General features: G+C 65.2%; 12 protein-coding genes. All 12 read left to right on the plus strand.

The window, feature by feature from the left end:
- Positions 1-60 precede the first annotated feature (60 nt).
- The 12 genes from OU419_RS24890 (at position 61) to OU419_RS24945 (ending at position 15,878) form a co-directional block, all read left to right on the plus strand.
- Positions 61-969 (plus strand): LysR family transcriptional regulator, encoded by a 909-nt coding sequence (locus tag OU419_RS24890; RefSeq protein ID WP_254472430.1) that lies wholly within the window; start codon positions 61-63, stop codon positions 967-969.
- A gap of 145 nt (positions 970-1,114) precedes the next feature.
- Positions 1,115-2,965: a protein-disulfide reductase DsbD gene (locus OU419_RS24895; RefSeq protein ID WP_254472429.1), complete on the plus strand. Its 1,851-nt coding sequence runs from the start codon at positions 1,115-1,117 to the stop codon at positions 2,963-2,965.
- A 292-nt stretch (positions 2,966-3,257) separates the two neighbouring features.
- Positions 3,258-3,701 carry a type II 3-dehydroquinate dehydratase gene (aroQ, locus tag OU419_RS24900; RefSeq protein WP_207882439.1) on the plus strand — a complete coding sequence of 148 codons (444 nt, stop codon included), beginning with the start codon at positions 3,258-3,260 and terminating at the stop codon, positions 3,699-3,701.
- 24 nt (positions 3,702-3,725) lie between these two features.
- A complete protein-coding gene (gene accB / locus OU419_RS24905) occupies positions 3,726-4,190 on the plus strand; it encodes an acetyl-CoA carboxylase biotin carboxyl carrier protein (protein WP_254472428.1) in 465 nt (154 codons plus the stop codon).
- A gap of 17 nt (positions 4,191-4,207) precedes the next feature.
- Positions 4,208-5,557, plus strand: a complete 1,350-nt coding sequence (gene accC, locus OU419_RS24910; RefSeq protein WP_254472427.1) for an acetyl-CoA carboxylase biotin carboxylase subunit — start codon at positions 4,208-4,210, stop codon at positions 5,555-5,557.
- A gap of 166 nt (positions 5,558-5,723) precedes the next feature.
- The gene (prmA, locus tag OU419_RS24915; RefSeq protein ID WP_254472426.1) at positions 5,724-6,602 is read left to right on the plus strand and encodes a 50S ribosomal protein L11 methyltransferase; all 879 of its coding nucleotides are present in this window, start codon (positions 5,724-5,726) and stop codon (positions 6,600-6,602) included.
- Positions 6,603-6,661: 59 nt separating this feature from the next.
- A complete protein-coding gene (locus tag OU419_RS24920; RefSeq protein ID WP_254472425.1) occupies positions 6,662-8,203 on the plus strand; it encodes a DUF3426 domain-containing protein in 1,542 nt (513 codons plus the stop codon).
- Between the two features lie 287 nt (positions 8,204-8,490).
- Positions 8,491-9,432, plus strand: coding sequence for a tRNA dihydrouridine synthase DusB (gene dusB / locus OU419_RS24925; protein WP_254472622.1), 942 nt, complete (start codon positions 8,491-8,493; stop codon positions 9,430-9,432).
- The gene (fis, locus tag OU419_RS24930; protein WP_254472424.1) at positions 9,429-9,749 is read left to right on the plus strand and encodes a DNA-binding transcriptional regulator Fis; all 321 of its coding nucleotides are present in this window, start codon (positions 9,429-9,431) and stop codon (positions 9,747-9,749) included. Before dusB ends, fis begins: the two co-directional genes overlap by 4 nt.
- 87 nt (positions 9,750-9,836) lie before the next feature.
- Positions 9,837-11,429, plus strand: a complete 1,593-nt coding sequence (gene purH / locus OU419_RS24935; RefSeq protein ID WP_254472423.1) for a bifunctional phosphoribosylaminoimidazolecarboxamide formyltransferase/IMP cyclohydrolase — start codon at positions 9,837-9,839, stop codon at positions 11,427-11,429.
- Between the two features lie 235 nt (positions 11,430-11,664).
- Entirely contained in the window at positions 11,665-12,954 is a 1,290-nt protein-coding gene (gene purD, locus OU419_RS24940) for a phosphoribosylamine--glycine ligase (protein WP_254472422.1), read from the plus strand.
- A 164-nt stretch (positions 12,955-13,118) separates the two neighbouring features.
- Positions 13,119-15,878, plus strand: coding sequence for a hybrid sensor histidine kinase/response regulator (locus OU419_RS24945; RefSeq protein ID WP_302328995.1), 2,760 nt, complete (start codon positions 13,119-13,121; stop codon positions 15,876-15,878).
- Positions 15,879-15,884 lie beyond the last annotated feature (6 nt).

Consider the following 15,884-nt stretch of genomic DNA (forward strand, 5'->3'; position numbering starts at 1 on the left):
TTGCAAAAATACAAAGTTAATAACTTTGGCATTTCATCGAGCCAATGTTTGGAGACGACGATGCTCAGCCAATTGCGCGATCTCGACCTGCAACTGCTGCGCCTGTTCGTCACGGTGGTCGAATGCGGCGGCTTCAGCGCCGCGCAGGGTGAACTGGGGCTCAGCCAGCCGAGCATCAGCATCCAGATGGCGAAGCTGGAAACCCGTCTGGGGTATCGCCTGTGCGAGCGCGGCAAGGGTGGTTTCCGGCTGACGCCCAAGGGCGAGCACCTGCTGCAATCGACCCGGCGGCTGCTGGTCGCCATCGAGAGTTTTCGAAACGAGGCCCGCGGCGTCGCCGACAAGCTGCTGGGGGAAGTACGTCTCGGGCTGTCGGAAGCGCTCGACGAACGGGTGCTGGCACAGCTCTCCGATGCCATCCGGCGATTCCGCCAGCGCAACGAGGCGGTGACGCTGGAGCTGGTGACCACGACGCCCGCCGAGCTGGAGCGCCAGTTGCTGCAGGACCGCCTGCACCTCGCCATCGGCTACTTTGCCGGCACCCAGGCGGCGCTGGAGCACGTGCCGCTGTTCAGCGAGCCGCAGGGGCTATACTGCGGCGTCGGGCACCCGGTCTTCGACGATCCATCGGCCAGCCGCGAGTCCCTCGCCGACGCCGACCAGGTGCATCACCCCTATCGCTTCATCGCCGACGACGAACCCTTGCAGGCGAGCCGCAGCAGCGCACGCAGCGAACAGATGGACGGCAGCCTGGCGTTCATACTCTCCGGCCAGCACATCGGCTACCTGCCCAGGCACATCGCCGCGCCGTGGCTGGAGCGGGGCCGACTGCGCGAGCTGCTGCCCGAGGAGCTGGGGTTCGACGTAGCCTTCAGCCTCACCCGCCACCGCGGCCGACGCCCCGGCGAGGCGGAGGAAGCCTTTGCCGCCGACCTGCTGGCGGCCTTCGCTTCAGACGCGTCTGATTGACGCACCCGACGAACGGGAACCCGGCGTCTGCCGCGAGGTCCGAAGCGACCTCTCATGTCTTGTCACAGCTCAGCCGGGCGCACCACGGGCCGCACCGGATGCTTTCCGTTATCATGCCCGCCACCTTGTAGTCCGCGAGATGTCCATGCGCCGCCTGCTCATTCTGCTCCTGCTCCTCGTCGCCCTGCCCGCCAGCGCCGGCCTGTTCGACAAACCCGCCGACAAGGGCTTCGCCGTCGTACAGCCCAGCAAGGGCGACTTCCTGCCGGTGGCCGAGGCGTTCCGCCTGAGTGTCGAGGACAGCGACAGCCAGCAGGTGAAGCTGCGCTTCATCAATGCCGACGGCTACTACCTCTACCAGCATCGATTCAGCTTCAAGGTCGAACCCGCCGACAGCGGCGTGAGCGTCGGCGAGGTGAAGCTGCCGCCGGGCAAGCAGCACCACGACGAATACTTCGGCGATACGGTGGTGTACTACGCCATCACCGATATCGACGTGCCGCTGAACAACCCGCAGCACAAGCCCTTCACTCTGGTGGTGAATTACCAGGGCTGCGCCGACCAGGGCCTGTGCTACGCGCCGGAAACCATCCGCCTGCAGATCGCGGACGGCCAGGAGGCCAGCGTCGTCAGCGCGGCGGCAGCCTCCGCAGCCGCCAAGCCAGCCGCAAGCGCCGGCAACCCCCTGGCCAGTCTGCTCGGCGACCACGAGCCAGGCAAAATCAAGAAGCTCGGCCGCGCCCTGGTGATCTTCTTCCTGCTCGGCCTCGCGCTGACCTTTACGCCCTGCGTACTGCCGATGCTGCCGATCCTTTCCGGCGTCGTGCTGCGCGGGCGTCCGGGCGGGCTGCGCGGCCTGACCCTGTCGCTGGCCTACGTGCTGCCGATGGCGCTGTGCTACGCAGTGCTCGGCACGCTGATGGGATTGTTCGGCGCCAAGCTGAACCTGCAGGCAATGCTGCAATCGCCCTGGGTACTGATCCCCTTCGCCACGTTCTTCGTGGTCTTCGCCATCGCCATGTTCGGCATGTTCGAAATGCGCCTGCCGGCCTTCATCCGCGAGCGCCTGGACAACATGGCCAACAATACCCGCGGTGGTTCCATCGCCGGCGCGGCCACACTCGGCGTGCTGTCCAGCCTGCTGGTATCGCCCTGTGTCACCGCCCCGCTGGCCGGACTGCTGCTCTATATCAGCAGCACCGGCGATGCGGCCGGCGGCGGCATGCTGCTGTTCTCCCTGGGTCTGGGCATGGGTACGCCGCTGGTGATCTTCGCCGTCGGCGGCGGGGCGCTGCTGCCCAAGAGCGGCGCATGGATGAATGGCGTGCGCAACGTCTTCGGCGTGATGCTGCTAGCGGTGGCGATCTGGATGCTCGAGCGCCTGGTCGCAGGCCCGGTGGCGCTGACCCTCTGGGGTACCCTGGCCGGTGGCGTCGCCCTCGCGCTGGGCACGCTCGAACTGGGGCCGAAGAGGACGCTGCAACGCGCCGGCCAGTTGATCGGCCTGATGTTCCTGGTCTACGCGGTGGCTGCCTGGACCGGCGCGCTGCGCGGCGAATCCGACCCGATGCACCCACTGGGCCGCAGCAGCCCGGGCCTGCATGCCGGCCCGCCGACCACGACCCCCGGCGACTGGCAGAACATCACCACGCCTGCGCAGCTCAATGCCGCCCTGGCCAGCGCCCAGGCCGCCGGGCGGCCGGTGCTGCTGGACTGGTATGCCGACTGGTGCATCAGTTGCAAGATCATCGAACGCCAGGTGCTGCCAACGCCGGAAGTCCAGGCGCAATTGCCCGGCTTCGTCCTGCTGCGTTTCGACATGACCGCCAGCACCGAGGAACAGCGCGCACTGCTCGACCGCTACAACCTGTTCGGCCCACCCGCGCTGCTGTTCTTCTCGCCAAAAGGCGACGAATGGAGCGACCTGCGCATCATCGGCGAAACAGACTCCGCCACCCTGGCCGAACGCCTGAAACAGGCCGGTTCGCGCTCCTGACGATGCGCTGTTCGTCGGCCCGAGCACGATGAAAGCGGCGCGGATGCCCGTTTGCCACAGGCAGATCGGGCATCCCTCCCTTGAGCACTGCGGGCAAGTCCTGCCCTCCCCGCCGCTCTCGAATGCCTGCAATCGGGCATGGATCACAGTTTGACTGCAACGCTTTTGCCGTAATCGGTCGGCAACATGCAGACATCTACCGCAAAACCAGCATGACTGGACAGTCACGCCGGCTTTCCGGCATAGTCCCGCCCTATCTTTTCCCGCCAAGAAAAAGGACAACAGCTTCCAGATGGCGACCTTACTGGTACTGCACGGGCCCAACCTCAACCTGCTGGGCACTCGCGAGCCCGACAAGTACGGCTCCGTCACCCTCGAGCAGATCAACCAGGATCTGGAGCGCCGCGCCCGCGAGGCCGGCCACCACCTGATGCACCTGCAAAGCAATGCCGAATACGAACTGATCGACCGGATTCACGCCGCGCGCAGCGAGGGTGTGGACTTCATCCTCATCAATCCGGCCGCGTTCACGCATACAAGTGTCGCCCTACGTGACGCATTGCTCGCAGTGAGCATCCCATTCATCGAAGTGCACCTTTCCAACGTGCACAAACGTGAACCTTTCCGGCATCACTCCTACTTCTCCGACGTAGCGGTAGGGGTGATCTGCGGTCTGGGAGCCACAGGCTACCGCCTGGCCCTGGAATCCGCCCTTGAACAACTTGAACGCCCGTGACCTCACCTGGGAGTGCGAACACTGATGGACATCCGTAAAGTCAAGAAACTGATCGAACTGCTCGAAGAATCCGGCATCGACGAGCTGGAAATCAAAGAGGGCGAAGAGTCCGTACGTATCAGCCGTCACAGCAAGACCGCCGCTGCGCCGGTTTATGCCGCCCCTGCCTACGCTGCCCCGGCTGCCGCCCCGGCTCCGGTCGCCGCTGCCGCCGCTCCGGCCGCCGAAGCCGCCCCCGCTGCACCGAAGCTCAACGGCAAGGTCGTCAGCTCGCCGATGGTCGGCACCTTCTATCGCGCCGCTTCGCCAACCTCTGCCAATTTCGTCGAAGTCGGCCAGAGCGTGAAGAAAGGCGACATCCTGTGCATCGTCGAAGCCATGAAGATGATGAACCACATCGAAGCGGAAACCAGCGGCGTGATCGAGCAGATCCTGGTGGAGAACGGCCAGCCGGTCGAGTTCGACCAGCCCCTGTTCACCATCGTTTAATCCGCGGGGAGCCTGCGATGTTGGAAAAAGTACTGATCGCCAACCGCGGCGAAATCGCACTGCGCATCCTGCGCGCGTGCAAGGAGCTGGGCATCAAGACGGTGGCCGTGCACTCGACCGCCGACCGTGAACTGATGCACCTGTCGCTGGCCGACGAAGCGGTCTGCATCGGTCCGGCACCTGCCGCGCAGTCCTACCTGCACATCCCGGCGATCATCGCCGCGGCCGAGGTAACCGGCGCCGTGGGTATCCACCCCGGCTACGGCTTCCTCGCCGAAAACGCCGACTTCGCCGAACAGGTCGAGCGCTCGGGCTTCACCTTCATCGGCCCGAGCGCCGACGTCATACGCCTGATGGGTGACAAGGTGTCCGCCAAGGACGCCATGAAGAAAGCCGGCGTTCCGACCGTGCCGGGCTCCGACGGCCCGCTGCCGGAAGACGAGGAAACCGCGCTGGCGATCGCTCGCGAAGTGGGTTACCCGGTGATCATCAAGGCCGCCGGCGGCGGCGGTGGTCGCGGCATGCGCGTGGTTCACCACGAGGAAGACCTGATCAAGTCCGCCAAGCTGACCCGCACCGAAGCAGGCGCCGCTTTCGGCAACTCGATGGTCTACCTGGAGAAATTCCTGACCAACCCGCGTCACGTGGAAGTACAGGTCCTCTCCGACGGCCAGGGCAACGCCATCCACCTGGGTGACCGCGACTGCTCCCTGCAGCGCCGCCATCAGAAGGTACTGGAAGAAGCGCCAGCTCCGGGCATCGACGAGAAGGCCCGCGCAGAAGTGCTGGCCCGCTGTGTCCAGGCCTGCGTTGAAATCGGCTACCGTGGCGCTGGTACTTTCGAGTTCCTCTATGAAAACGGCCGCTTCTACTTCATCGAGATGAACACCCGCGTACAGGTTGAGCATCCGGTGTCGGAGATGGTTACCGGCGTGGATATCGTCAAGGAGATGCTCAGCATCGCCTCGGGCAACAAGCTGTCGATCAAGCAGGAAGACGTGGTCATCCGTGGCCATGCGCTGGAATGCCGGATCAACGCCGAAGACCCGAAGACCTTCATGCCCAGCCCGGGCAAGGTGAAGCACTTCCACGCTCCGGGCGGCAACGGCGTTCGCGTCGATTCTCACCTGTACAGCGGTTACGCGGTTCCGCCTAACTACGACTCGCTGGTAGGCAAGATCATCACCTACGGCAAGGACCGCGACGAAGCCCTGGCGCGCATGCGCAATGCCCTGGACGAGCTGATCGTCGATGGCATCAAGACCAATACCGAGCTGCACAAGGATCTGGTCCGGGACAAGGAGTTCTGCAAGGGTGGCGTGAACATCCACTACCTGGAGAAGAAGCTGGGCATGGACAAGCACTGAGCCTGTCCGAGGCCGGGTCGCTCCACCACAAGGGCCGCCTCCGGGCGGCCCTTGTGCGTTGTGGCACGCTGGTGCGGCACAGTGCCGTGCAGTAAGCTTGCCGCCTTTATCTGCGGGCTGCCCAGGCGGCCCGTTGTCTTTTCCAGCACCATCGAGGTACCGCCCCATGCCCTGGCTCCAAGTTCGACTCGCCATCACCCCGGAACAGGCGGAAACCTACGAAGATGCTCTGCTGGAGGTCGGCGCCGTTTCGGTGACTTTCATGGACGCCGAAGACCAGCCGATCTTCGAACCCGACCTCGGCACCACCCCGCTGTGGAGCCATACCCACCTGCTCGCCCTGTTCGAAGCCGATACCGACGAGACCGCGCTGGTCGCCCACCTGACCCTGCTGACCGGCGGCGACCTGCCGCAGCACCAGATCGAGCGCATCGAAGACCAGGACTGGGAGCGCAGTTGGATGGACAATTTCCAGCCCATGCGCTTCGGCCGCCGCCTGTGGATCGTCCCCAGTTGGCACGACGCCCCCGAGCCTGATGCGGTGAACCTGCTGCTCGATCCGGGCCTGGCCTTTGGCACCGGCACCCACCCGACCACCGCACTGTGCCTGGAATGGCTCGACGGACAAGCTCTGGACGGCCAGTATGTCCTCGACTTCGGCTGCGGCTCGGGCATCCTGGCCATCGCCTCGCTGCTGTTGGGTGCCGGGCGAGCCGTCGGCACCGACATCGATCCGCAGGCGCTGGAGGCCTCCCGCGACAACGCCTCGCGCAACGGCATCGACCCGGCAAGCTTCCCGGTCTACCTGCCCGCCGATCTGCCGAAAGAGCCGGCGGACGTGTTGGTGGCGAACATTCTGGCCGGTCCGCTGGTCTCACTGGCAGAACAACTCACCACCCTGGTCAAGCCGGGCGGCCTGCTGGCCCTGTCGGGCATCCTCGCCGAACAGGCCGAGGAAGTCCGCGCTGCCTATGCCGATGCCTTCGATCTCGACCCGACCGCCGAGCGCGACGGCTGGATCCGCATCAGCGGCCGCCGCCGCTGACTGCCCGCCGTTCAGGGCTTGAGTTAGACTAACCGCCTGATTTTTCGCCGGACCGCCGCATGAGCGAGAGCTTCATCACACAGTGCCCCCATTGCCAGACCCGATTCCGCGTCAGCCAGGCGCAATTGGGTGCGGCCAACGGTGCTGTGCGTTGCGGAACCTGCCTGAAGGTGTTCAACGCGCCGCAGAACATCTACGGCGAGCGCCCCACCGCAGCTCCGGCAGCTCCGGCAGCTCCGGCAGCTCCGGCAGCTCCGGCAGCTCCGGCAGCTCCGGCAGCTCCGGCAGCTCCGGCAGCTCCGGCAGCTCCGCTACAGGCTGCCGCCACGGAAGTGATCAAGCCAGCGGCCCCGCCGGTAACGCCCAGCGCGCCGGCACCGGCCGTGGAGCCGGGCGCGTCGAAGCCAGCTCCCGCCTTTGCCGCTCTATCGCCCGAACCGGGTGCGCCGACCGCCCCCGGCACGGCGACACTTGGCTGGCCCCTTGCGCCCCACGCGGCGCGTCCCTCCAGCGACACCGCCGCGCCCGAGCCCGCCAAAGCTCCGGGCGAACCCGCCAGGGCCGAACCTGCCGCGGCCAGGACTAAGGACGAGACGCTGTGGATCCATGACGACCTGGATCTGGACAGCCTCAACCTGGATGAAGAACTGGCCAAGCTGGACGAGTTCGAGCTGTCCCAGGAATTCCTCAGCATCGACCGCGCCCCCGCGCCTAGCGAAGCGCTGCTCGTCCGCCAGGACGACAAGCGCGATCCGCATGACGAGCGCTGGGCCGAAGCCTTGCTGCAGGAAGAACAGAACAAGGACACCCGCACCACCCGCCAGGAGCCCAGTCTCGGCCAACTGCCCACCGAAGAAGCGCCAGCCGTCGTACAGGCCGTCACAGCCGAACCGGAAAGCAAGCCGCCAACCATCGCTGCCAGCGCCACCGATGAAGACGACGAACGCCTGCCGACCTTCAGCGCACGCCGCGACGAAGAGATCGAAGGCGCCGACGACGAGCACGACGACAGCGTCGACCAGACCACCGACCGCCGCGCCGAACCGGCGCTGCGCGACGATGGGCTGCATGACCTCAGCGACGAACCGCTGCAACTGGACTGGCAGAAGCCCAAGAGCCGCTGGGGCCGCCGCCTGTTCTGGCTGCTGCTGGTAGTGCTAGGCCTTGCCGGACTGGCCGCGCAATACATCGCCTATCACTTCGAGGAACTGGCCCGCCAGGACCAGTACCGCCCATGGTTCGCCCAATTGTGCCCGGAACTGGGCTGCACCCTGCCATCCAAGGTCGATGTGGAGCAGATCCGCAGCAGCAACCTGGTGGTGCGCAGCCACCCGGAGTTCAGCGGCGCACTGGTCGTCGACGCCATCATCTACAACCGCGCGAACTTCTCCCAGCCCTTCCCGCTGCTGGAAATGCGCTTCGCCGACCTGAATGGCCAACTGATCGCCAGCCGCCGCTTCAAGCCCAGCGAATACCTTTCGGGAGAACTGGCCGGGCAGAGCGAAATGCCGCCGCAGACGCCGATCCATATCTCCCTGGACATCCTCGACCCAGGCCCGAAAGCCGTGAACTACAGCCTGAGCTTCCACTCTCCGGAATGATCCGATGAGTAGTCCAGAACACAGCCAGGCGCCAGTTCCACTCGTCTTTCTACTCTGAGCGATAAGCCTTTAGCTGCTCAGAATTTATCCAAAATCGCCTTTATCCGGTCATCGAGAGCGGGTATCATGCCCTCCCTTTTTTGCTAGCACCGGTGGCAGGCCCGAAACGCTCCCGCGAGTCGTTCAGCGCGCAGCGCCTCGGTGTCCCCGCCCCACGAACAGGGAAGCCCAAGTCGGTGGTACGCATCGGCTCTTACACACTGCCCAACCGATTGATCCTGGCGCCTATGGCCGGTGTCACCGATCGCCCGTTCCGCCAGCTTTGCCGCCGCCTCGGCGCTGGCATGGTGGTTTCGGAGATGGTCACCAGCGATGTCCGCCTGTGGAACAGCCGCAAGTCGCGCCTGCGCATGGTGCACGACGGCGAGGATCAGCCACGTTCGGTGCAGATCGCCGGAGGGGACCCGCAGATGCTTGCGGAGGCTGCCCAGCGCAATGTGGAGCTCGGTGCGCAGATCATCGACATCAACATGGGCTGCCCGGCAAAGAAGGTTTGCAACAAGGCCGCGGGTTCCGCGCTGTTGAAGGATGAAAGGCTGGTAGCCGACATCCTCGAAGCGGTAGTCGCGGCAGTAGAGGTTCCAGTCACCCTGAAGATTCGTACCGGTTGGGACCGGTCGAACAGGAATGGCGTGATGGTGGCGCGGATCGCCGAGCAGTCGGGCATCCAGGCGCTGGCGGTACACGGCAGGACCCGTGCCGACCTCTACACCGGTGAAGCGGAGTACGAAACCATCGCTACGATCAAGCAGGCGGTTTCCATTCCGGTCTTCGCCAACGGTGATATCGATTCGCCACAGAAGGCGCGGCAGGTGTTCGAGCAGACAGGGGTGGATGCCCTGCTGATCGGTCGCGCCGCCCAGGGCAGGCCCTGGATCTTCCGCGAAATCGATCATTACCTGAGCACCGGCGAGATATTGCCGGCGCCGTCCCTGCAGGAGGTGGAGAGCATCCTGCTCGAACACCTCGCTGCATTGCATGCGTTTTATGGGGAAGAGCTGGGTGTGCGAATTGCCCGCAAGCATGTGGGCTGGTACCTCGCAACCCTGCCGGGCGCGGCGGAGTTCCGCGCCCAGTTCAATCGTTTGCAGGACACGGATGCACAGAGCGCCAGCGTCAGGCAGTTCTTCGCCGAGCGCCACAATAACGGAGAAGGGGTGGCCGCATGACAACGATGACCGAGACATTAGTGAGTGGAATGACACCCGTGAGCGACAACACCAACCTGAAGCAGCACCTGACCACTCCGACGCAGGAGGGCCAGACCCTCCGCGACAGCGTGGAAAAGGCCCTGCACAACTATTTCGCCCATCTCGAAGGGCAGCCGGTCACGGACGTGTACAACATGGTGCTTTGCGAAGTCGAAGCGCCGCTGCTGGAAACCGTCATGAATCATGTGAAGGGTAACCAGACCAAAGCCTCCGAACTGCTGGGGCTCAATCGCGGAACCCTGCGCAAGAAACTCAAGCAGTACGACCTTCTCTGACCACGGCGACAGGCGGCGGGCCGCGACCGTTCGGTCGCACAGGCGCCGCCTGGCACGCCGAAGCCCGTAGCCTTTGTGGAATCCGTTATGACCGACCAAACCACCCGCCTGCCCATCCGCCGTGCGCTGATCAGCGTTTCCGACAAGACCGGCGTTGTCGATTTCGCCCGTGAGCTGGCTGCCCTTGGCGTGGAGATCCTCTCCACCGGCGGCACCTACAAGCTGCTCAAGGACAACGACATCGCCGCCGTGGAAGTGGCCGATTACACCGGCTTCCCGGAAATGATGGATGGCCGGGTGAAGACACTGCACCCGAAAGTCCACGGCGGCATCCTCGGCCGTCGCGACATCGATGGCGCAGTCATGGAAGAGCACGGCATCAAGCCGATCGACCTGGTCGCGGTCAACCTCTACCCCTTCGCCGCCACCGTCGCCAAGCCGGGCTGCACCTTGCCTGAGGCCATCGAGAACATCGATATCGGCGGGCCGACCATGGTTCGCAGCGCTGCGAAGAACCACAAGGACGTCGCCATCGTGGTCAACGCCAGCGACTACAGCAGCGTCGTCGAGGCCCTGAAGGCAGGCGGCCTGACCTATGCCCAGCGCTTCAACCTGGCCCTCAAGGCGTTCGAGCACACCTCCGCCTACGACGGCATGATCGCCAACTACCTGGGCACCATCGACCAGAACGCCGAAACCCTGTCCACCGACAACCGCCTGCAGTTCCCGCGCACTTTCAACAGCCAGTTCATCAAGGCCCAGGACATGCGCTACGGCGAGAACCCGCACCAGAGCGCGGCGTTCTATGTCGAAGGTGGCGAGGCCAGCGTATCCACCGCCGTGCAGCTGCAAGGCAAGGAACTGTCGTTCAATAACGTGGCCGACACCGACGCCGCGCTGGAATGCGTGAAAAGCTTCGTCAAGCCGGCCTGCGTCATCGTCAAGCACGCCAACCCGTGTGGCGTGGCCGTGAGCGAAGACGGCATCCGCAAGGCCTATGACCTGGCCTATGCCACCGATACCGAATCGGCCTTCGGCGGCATCATCGCCTTCAACCGCGAGCTGGATGGCGATACCGCGCAAGCCATCGTCGAGCGCCAGTTCGTCGAAGTGATCATCGCCCCGAAAGTCTCCGAAGCCGCCCGCGCCGTCGTCGCCGCCAAGGCCAACGTGCGCCTGCTGGAATGCGGCGAATGGCCGGCCGAGCGTCAACCGGGCTGGGACTTCAAGCGCGTCAACGGCGGCCTGCTGGTACAGAGCCGCGATATCGGCATGATCACCGCCGATGACCTGAAGATCGTTACCCAGCGCGCCCCGAGCGAGCAGGAAATCCACGACCTGATCTTCGCCTGGAAAGTGGCCAAGTTCGTCAAGTCCAACGCCATCGTCTACGCCAGGAACCGCCAGACCGTCGGTGTCGGTGCCGGCCAGATGAGCCGTGTGAACTCCGCCCGTATCGCCGCCATCAAGGCCGAGCACGCCGGCCTGGAAGTGAAAGGCGCGGTCATGGCTTCCGACGCGTTCTTCCCGTTCCGCGACGGCATCGACAACGCCGCCAAGGCCGGTATCACCGCTGTGATCCAGCCGGGCGGTTCGATGCGCGACAACGAAGTGATCGCCGCTGCCGACGAGGCCGGTATTGCCATGGTGTTCACCGGCATGCGCCACTTCCGCCATTAAGGTGGATCGGACGCACTGAAGCAGGCATCTGCTGCGTTGCCCGAACGTTCCCCAATGCTCATTGCCAGTAGGCAACTCCGCTTGGTGAACGCTCGGGCGCCTTGCATCTACCCGCTTCATCGCGCCCCTTGAGATCGGTCGTGAAGAGCGGACTGGTCGTGAGAATTCGTAGGTTGGGTGGAGCGAAGCGATACCCAACAATCCGGCCAAGCCGGAACTGTTCAGGAGAACTCCAATGAACGTACTCATCATCGGTAGCGGCGGTCGCGAGCACGCGCTGGCCTGGAAGGTCGCGCAGGATTCGCGCGTGCAGAAGGTCTTCGTCGCTCCGGGCAACGCCGGCACCGCCACCGAAGCCAAGTGCGAGAACGTCGACATCGACGTGCTGGCTCTGGAGCAACTGGCCGACTTCGCCGCCAAGAACGTGCAACTGACCATCGTCGGCCCCGAGGCCCCGCTGGTGAAAGGCGTGGTCGACCTGTTCCGCTCGCGCGGCCTGGATATCTTCGGCCCCACCGCCGGTGCCGCCCAGCTTGAAGGTTCCAAGGCCTTCACCAAGGATTTCCTGGCGCGCCACAAGATCCCCACCGCCGACTACCGGAACTTCACCGAAGTCGAGCCGGCGCTGGCCTACCTGAAAGAGAAAGGCGCCCCCATCGTGATCAAGGCCGACGGCCTGGCCGCGGGCAAGGGGGTGATCGTCGCCATGACCCTGGCCGAAGCCGAAGACGCCGTGCGCGACATGCTCGCCGGCAACGCCTTCGGTGACGCCGGTTCGCGCGTCGTGATCGAAGAGTTCCTCGACGGCGAGGAAGCCAGCTTCATCGTCATGGTCGACGGCCAGAACGTGCTGCCGATGGCCACCAGCCAGGACCACAAGCGCGTCGGCGACGGCGATACCGGCCCGAATACCGGCGGCATGGGCGCCTACTCGCCAGCTCCGGTGGTGACTCCGGACGTGCACAAGCGCGTGATGGACGAGGTGATCTACCCGACCGTGCGCGGCATGGCCGAGGAAGGCAACGTCTACACCGGCTTCCTCTACGCCGGCCTGATGATCGACAAGAGCGGCGCGCCGAAGGTCATCGAGTTCAACTGCCGCTTCGGCGACCCGGAAACCCAGCCGATCATGGTCCGCCTGGAAAGCTCCCTGGTCCTGCTGGTCGAGGCCGCCCTGGCCAAGGCCCTGGACAAGGTCGAAGCGACCTGGGACCCGCGCCCGACCGTAGGCGTGGTGCTCGCCGCTGGCGGCTACCCGGGCGACTACGCCAAGGGTGACGTCATCGAGGGCCTGAATGAGGCCGCCAGGCTCGACGGCAAGGTCTTCCACGCCGGCACCGCGATGAAAGACGGCCAGGTCGTCACCAGCGGCGGCCGCGTGCTGTGCGCCACAGCCATCGGCCCGAGCGTATCCTCGGCCCAGCAGCAGGCCTACCGCCTGGCGGAGAAGATCCGCTGGAACGGTTGCTTCTACCGCAAGGACATCGGCTACCGCGCCATTGCCCGCGAGCGCGGCGAGGACTGATGCGCCGTCGCCGGAGGCGTTCCATCGGAACGTCTCCGGCCGGGAGTCCCCGCGTGCCCGTATGGATTACGGCCTCTTGCGCACTTGGCTATAATCCGCCCACTCACTACCGAAGGGACTTCGCCGTGCGCCGGCTCTGGAATGCCACAGGACTTCTCGTCAGCTTGCTGCTGGCCGCTCTGGTCTGTGTTCCGGCCTTCGCGGCAAGCCAGGCTTCCGGCTGGTCGCAGCTCCACGACAGCGAAGCGCGCCTGCAACTGCAGGACATCATCTCCCCGCGCTACCGCACCCTCTTCAGCTCAGTCGACATAAACGACCTGCATGCGCCCGCTGGTCTCGGCGCGACCTGGTTGCATCGCAGCCTGCCTGCCAGCGACACCCCGCAGCAGTTGCGCCTCTTCGCCCCGAGCCTGGACAACTTCGAGCTCTTCATCGTCCAGGGCCAGAAGGTCCTGGAGCAGAAGAGCGCCGGCAACCTCTCACCGATGCAGCGACCGCTGCTGAGCAGCGATATCGTCCTGCCGCTGCGCATCAGCGCCGAACCGCTCGATCTCTACCTGCGCCTGGCCTCCAGCCAGCCATTGCGCCCGAACATCAGTATCGAGGAGGTCGGCCAGCCCAGCGCCGACCAGCGACCGCTGCACTTCGGCGTGCTGATCGGCTGCCTCGCCATGCTGCTGGCCTACAACCTCGTGCGTTTCGTCTACACCCGTGTAGCCACCGGCCTGTGGCTCGCAGGCGTGCACGCCAGCCTGCTGCTGGCCTGCCTCACCCTGTTCGGCCTGCTGAGTCCGTGGTTCGGCGCGCACCAGGTCTGGCAGCCACGCACCGCCCAGCTCAGCCTGGTGCTGACGCTGTTCTGCTCGCTGGGCTACACCGCCAGCTTCTTCCGCGACATCTCCCCGCGCCTGCCGCTCAAGCGTCTGCTGCTGGGCGGCACCGCCGGCCTGCTGGTGCTGGGCGTTCTGCTCAACATCCTGCTCGCGTTCCCCGTCAGCGACCTGGTCTACGGCCTCATCACGCTGGTAAGCCTGGGCATGCTTTGCGTAGCGATCTACTACTGGACGCACGCCTACCAGCCGGCACGCCTGTTTGCAGTGGGCATGGGGATCTTCGTGCTGATCTGGTGCCTGAGCCTGCCGTCGCTGCTGGGCTACCTGCCGACCCGTGCCGAATGGCTGGGCAGCGGGCTTCTCGGGCTCAGCGCGATGGTCGGTTTCCTCCTCAGCCTTGCACTCGCCGAGCGCCAGCGGAAGATCCAGAACGACCAGTTCGCCGCCAGCCGCCAGCGCGCGGCCACTGTCGCCGAGATCAAGGCCAAGGGCGATTTCCTGGCCAAGATCAGCCACGAGATCCGCACGCCCATGAATGGCGTACTGGGCATGACCGAACTGCTCCTCGGCACGCCGCTGTCGGCCAAGCAACGCGACTACGTGCAGACCATCCACAGCGCCGGCAACGAACTGCTTTCCCTGATCAACGAGATTCTCGACATTTCAAAGCTGGAATCCGGGCAGATCGAGCTGGACGAGGTGCAATTCGACCTTGGTGCGCTGATAGAAGACTGCCTGGCGATCTTCCGCGCCAAGGCCGAGCAACAGAAGGTCGAACTGATCAGCTTCACCCAGCCCCAGGTCCCGCGCATCGTCAGCGGCGACCCGACACGCCTGCGTCAGGCCGTGTTGAGCCTGCTGGACAACGCCTTCAAGCAGACCGACGAAGGCGAGATCCTGCTGGTGGTCGCGCTCGACGAGCAGCCCGAAGGCCCGCGCCTGCGCATCGCCGTGCAGGACAGCGGCCGGCCGCTGGCCAACGAGGACCGCCAGGCCCTGCTCACCGCAGAGCTGCACAGCCGCGACTTCCTCTCCGCCACTCGCCTGAGCAGCCGCCTGGGCCTGATCATCGCCCGCCAACTGATCCGCCTGATGTCCGGTGACTTCGGCATCGAAACCGGAGAAGGCCCCGACGGCACGGGCAATCTGCTCTGGCTCAGCCTGCCGCTCGATCCGCAGCAACTGGAACAACCTGCAGCCGACCTCGACAGCCCGCTGCAGGGCGCGCGCATTCTGGTCGTGGACGACAACCAGACCTGCCGCAAGGTCGTGGTACAGCAGTGCAGTGCCTGGGGCATGAACGTCAGCGCGGTATCCTCCGGCAAGGAAGCGCTGGCCCAACTGCGCACCAAGGCTCACCTGCGCGAGTACTTCGACGTGGTGCTGCTCGACCAGGACATGCCCGGCATGACCGGCATGCAACTGGCGACCAAGATCAAGGAAGACCCCAACCTCAACCACGACATCCTGCTGATCATGCTCACCGGCATCAGCAACGCCCCGAGCAAGATCATCGCCCGCAACGCCGGGATCAAGCGCATCCTGGCCAAGCCGGTGGCCGGCTACACGCTCAAGGCGACCCTCGCCGAAGAACTGGCGCAACGCGGCCCCAGCGGCGTGACGAACTACCTGCATGCCAGCAGCGAGCCCGTGCCCGCCGTGGTGCCGCCGAGCGACTTCCGCATCCTCGTGGCCGAGGACAACAGCATCTCAACCAAGGTCATCCGCGGCATGCTGAGCAAGCTCAACCTGCAGCCCGACACCGCCAGCAACGGCGAGGAAGCCTTGGCCGCGATGAAGTCCACCCAGTACGACCTGGTGCTGATGGACTGCGAGATGCCGGTGCTCGACGGCTTCTCCGCCACCGAGCGCCTGCGCGCCTGGGAAGCCAACGAGCAGCGCCCGCACACGCCGGTGGTTGCGCTCACCGCGCACATCCTCAGCGAGCACAAGGAACGCGCGCGCCTGGTCGGCATGGACGGCCACATGGCCAAGCCGGTGGAACTGTCGCAACTGCGCGAACTGGTGAGCTACTGGGTCGGCGAGCGGGATCGCCGCCTGCGCCAGCAGAGCGACGCGCTGCCTTCCTGATCATTG

The organism is Pseudomonas triclosanedens, assembly GCF_026686735.1.
Classification (GTDB): Bacteria; Pseudomonadota; Gammaproteobacteria; order Pseudomonadales; family Pseudomonadaceae; genus Pseudomonas; species Pseudomonas triclosanedens.

Bases quoted from the DNA above. Each gene is read 5' to 3' on its own strand.
- OU419_RS24890 (WP_254472430.1), top strand. From the start codon at position 61: ATGCTCAGCCAATTGCGCGATCTCGACCTGCAACTGCTGCGCCTGTTC.
- OU419_RS24895 (WP_254472429.1), top strand. From the start codon at position 1,115: ATGCGCCGCCTGCTCATTCTGCTCCTGCTCCTCGTCGCCCTGCCCGCC.
- aroQ (WP_207882439.1), top strand. From the start codon at position 3,258: ATGGCGACCTTACTGGTACTGCACGGGCCCAACCTCAACCTGCTGGGC.
- accB (WP_254472428.1), top strand. From the start codon at position 3,726: ATGGACATCCGTAAAGTCAAGAAACTGATCGAACTGCTCGAAGAATCC.
- accC (WP_254472427.1), top strand. From the start codon at position 4,208: ATGTTGGAAAAAGTACTGATCGCCAACCGCGGCGAAATCGCACTGCGC.
- prmA (WP_254472426.1), top strand. From the start codon at position 5,724: ATGCCCTGGCTCCAAGTTCGACTCGCCATCACCCCGGAACAGGCGGAA.
- OU419_RS24920 (WP_254472425.1), top strand. From the start codon at position 6,662: ATGAGCGAGAGCTTCATCACACAGTGCCCCCATTGCCAGACCCGATTC.
- dusB (WP_254472622.1), top strand. From the start codon at position 8,491: ATGGCCGGTGTCACCGATCGCCCGTTCCGCCAGCTTTGCCGCCGCCTC.
- fis (WP_254472424.1), top strand. From the start codon at position 9,429: ATGACAACGATGACCGAGACATTAGTGAGTGGAATGACACCCGTGAGC.
- purH (WP_254472423.1), top strand. From the start codon at position 9,837: ATGACCGACCAAACCACCCGCCTGCCCATCCGCCGTGCGCTGATCAGC.
- purD (WP_254472422.1), top strand. From the start codon at position 11,665: ATGAACGTACTCATCATCGGTAGCGGCGGTCGCGAGCACGCGCTGGCC.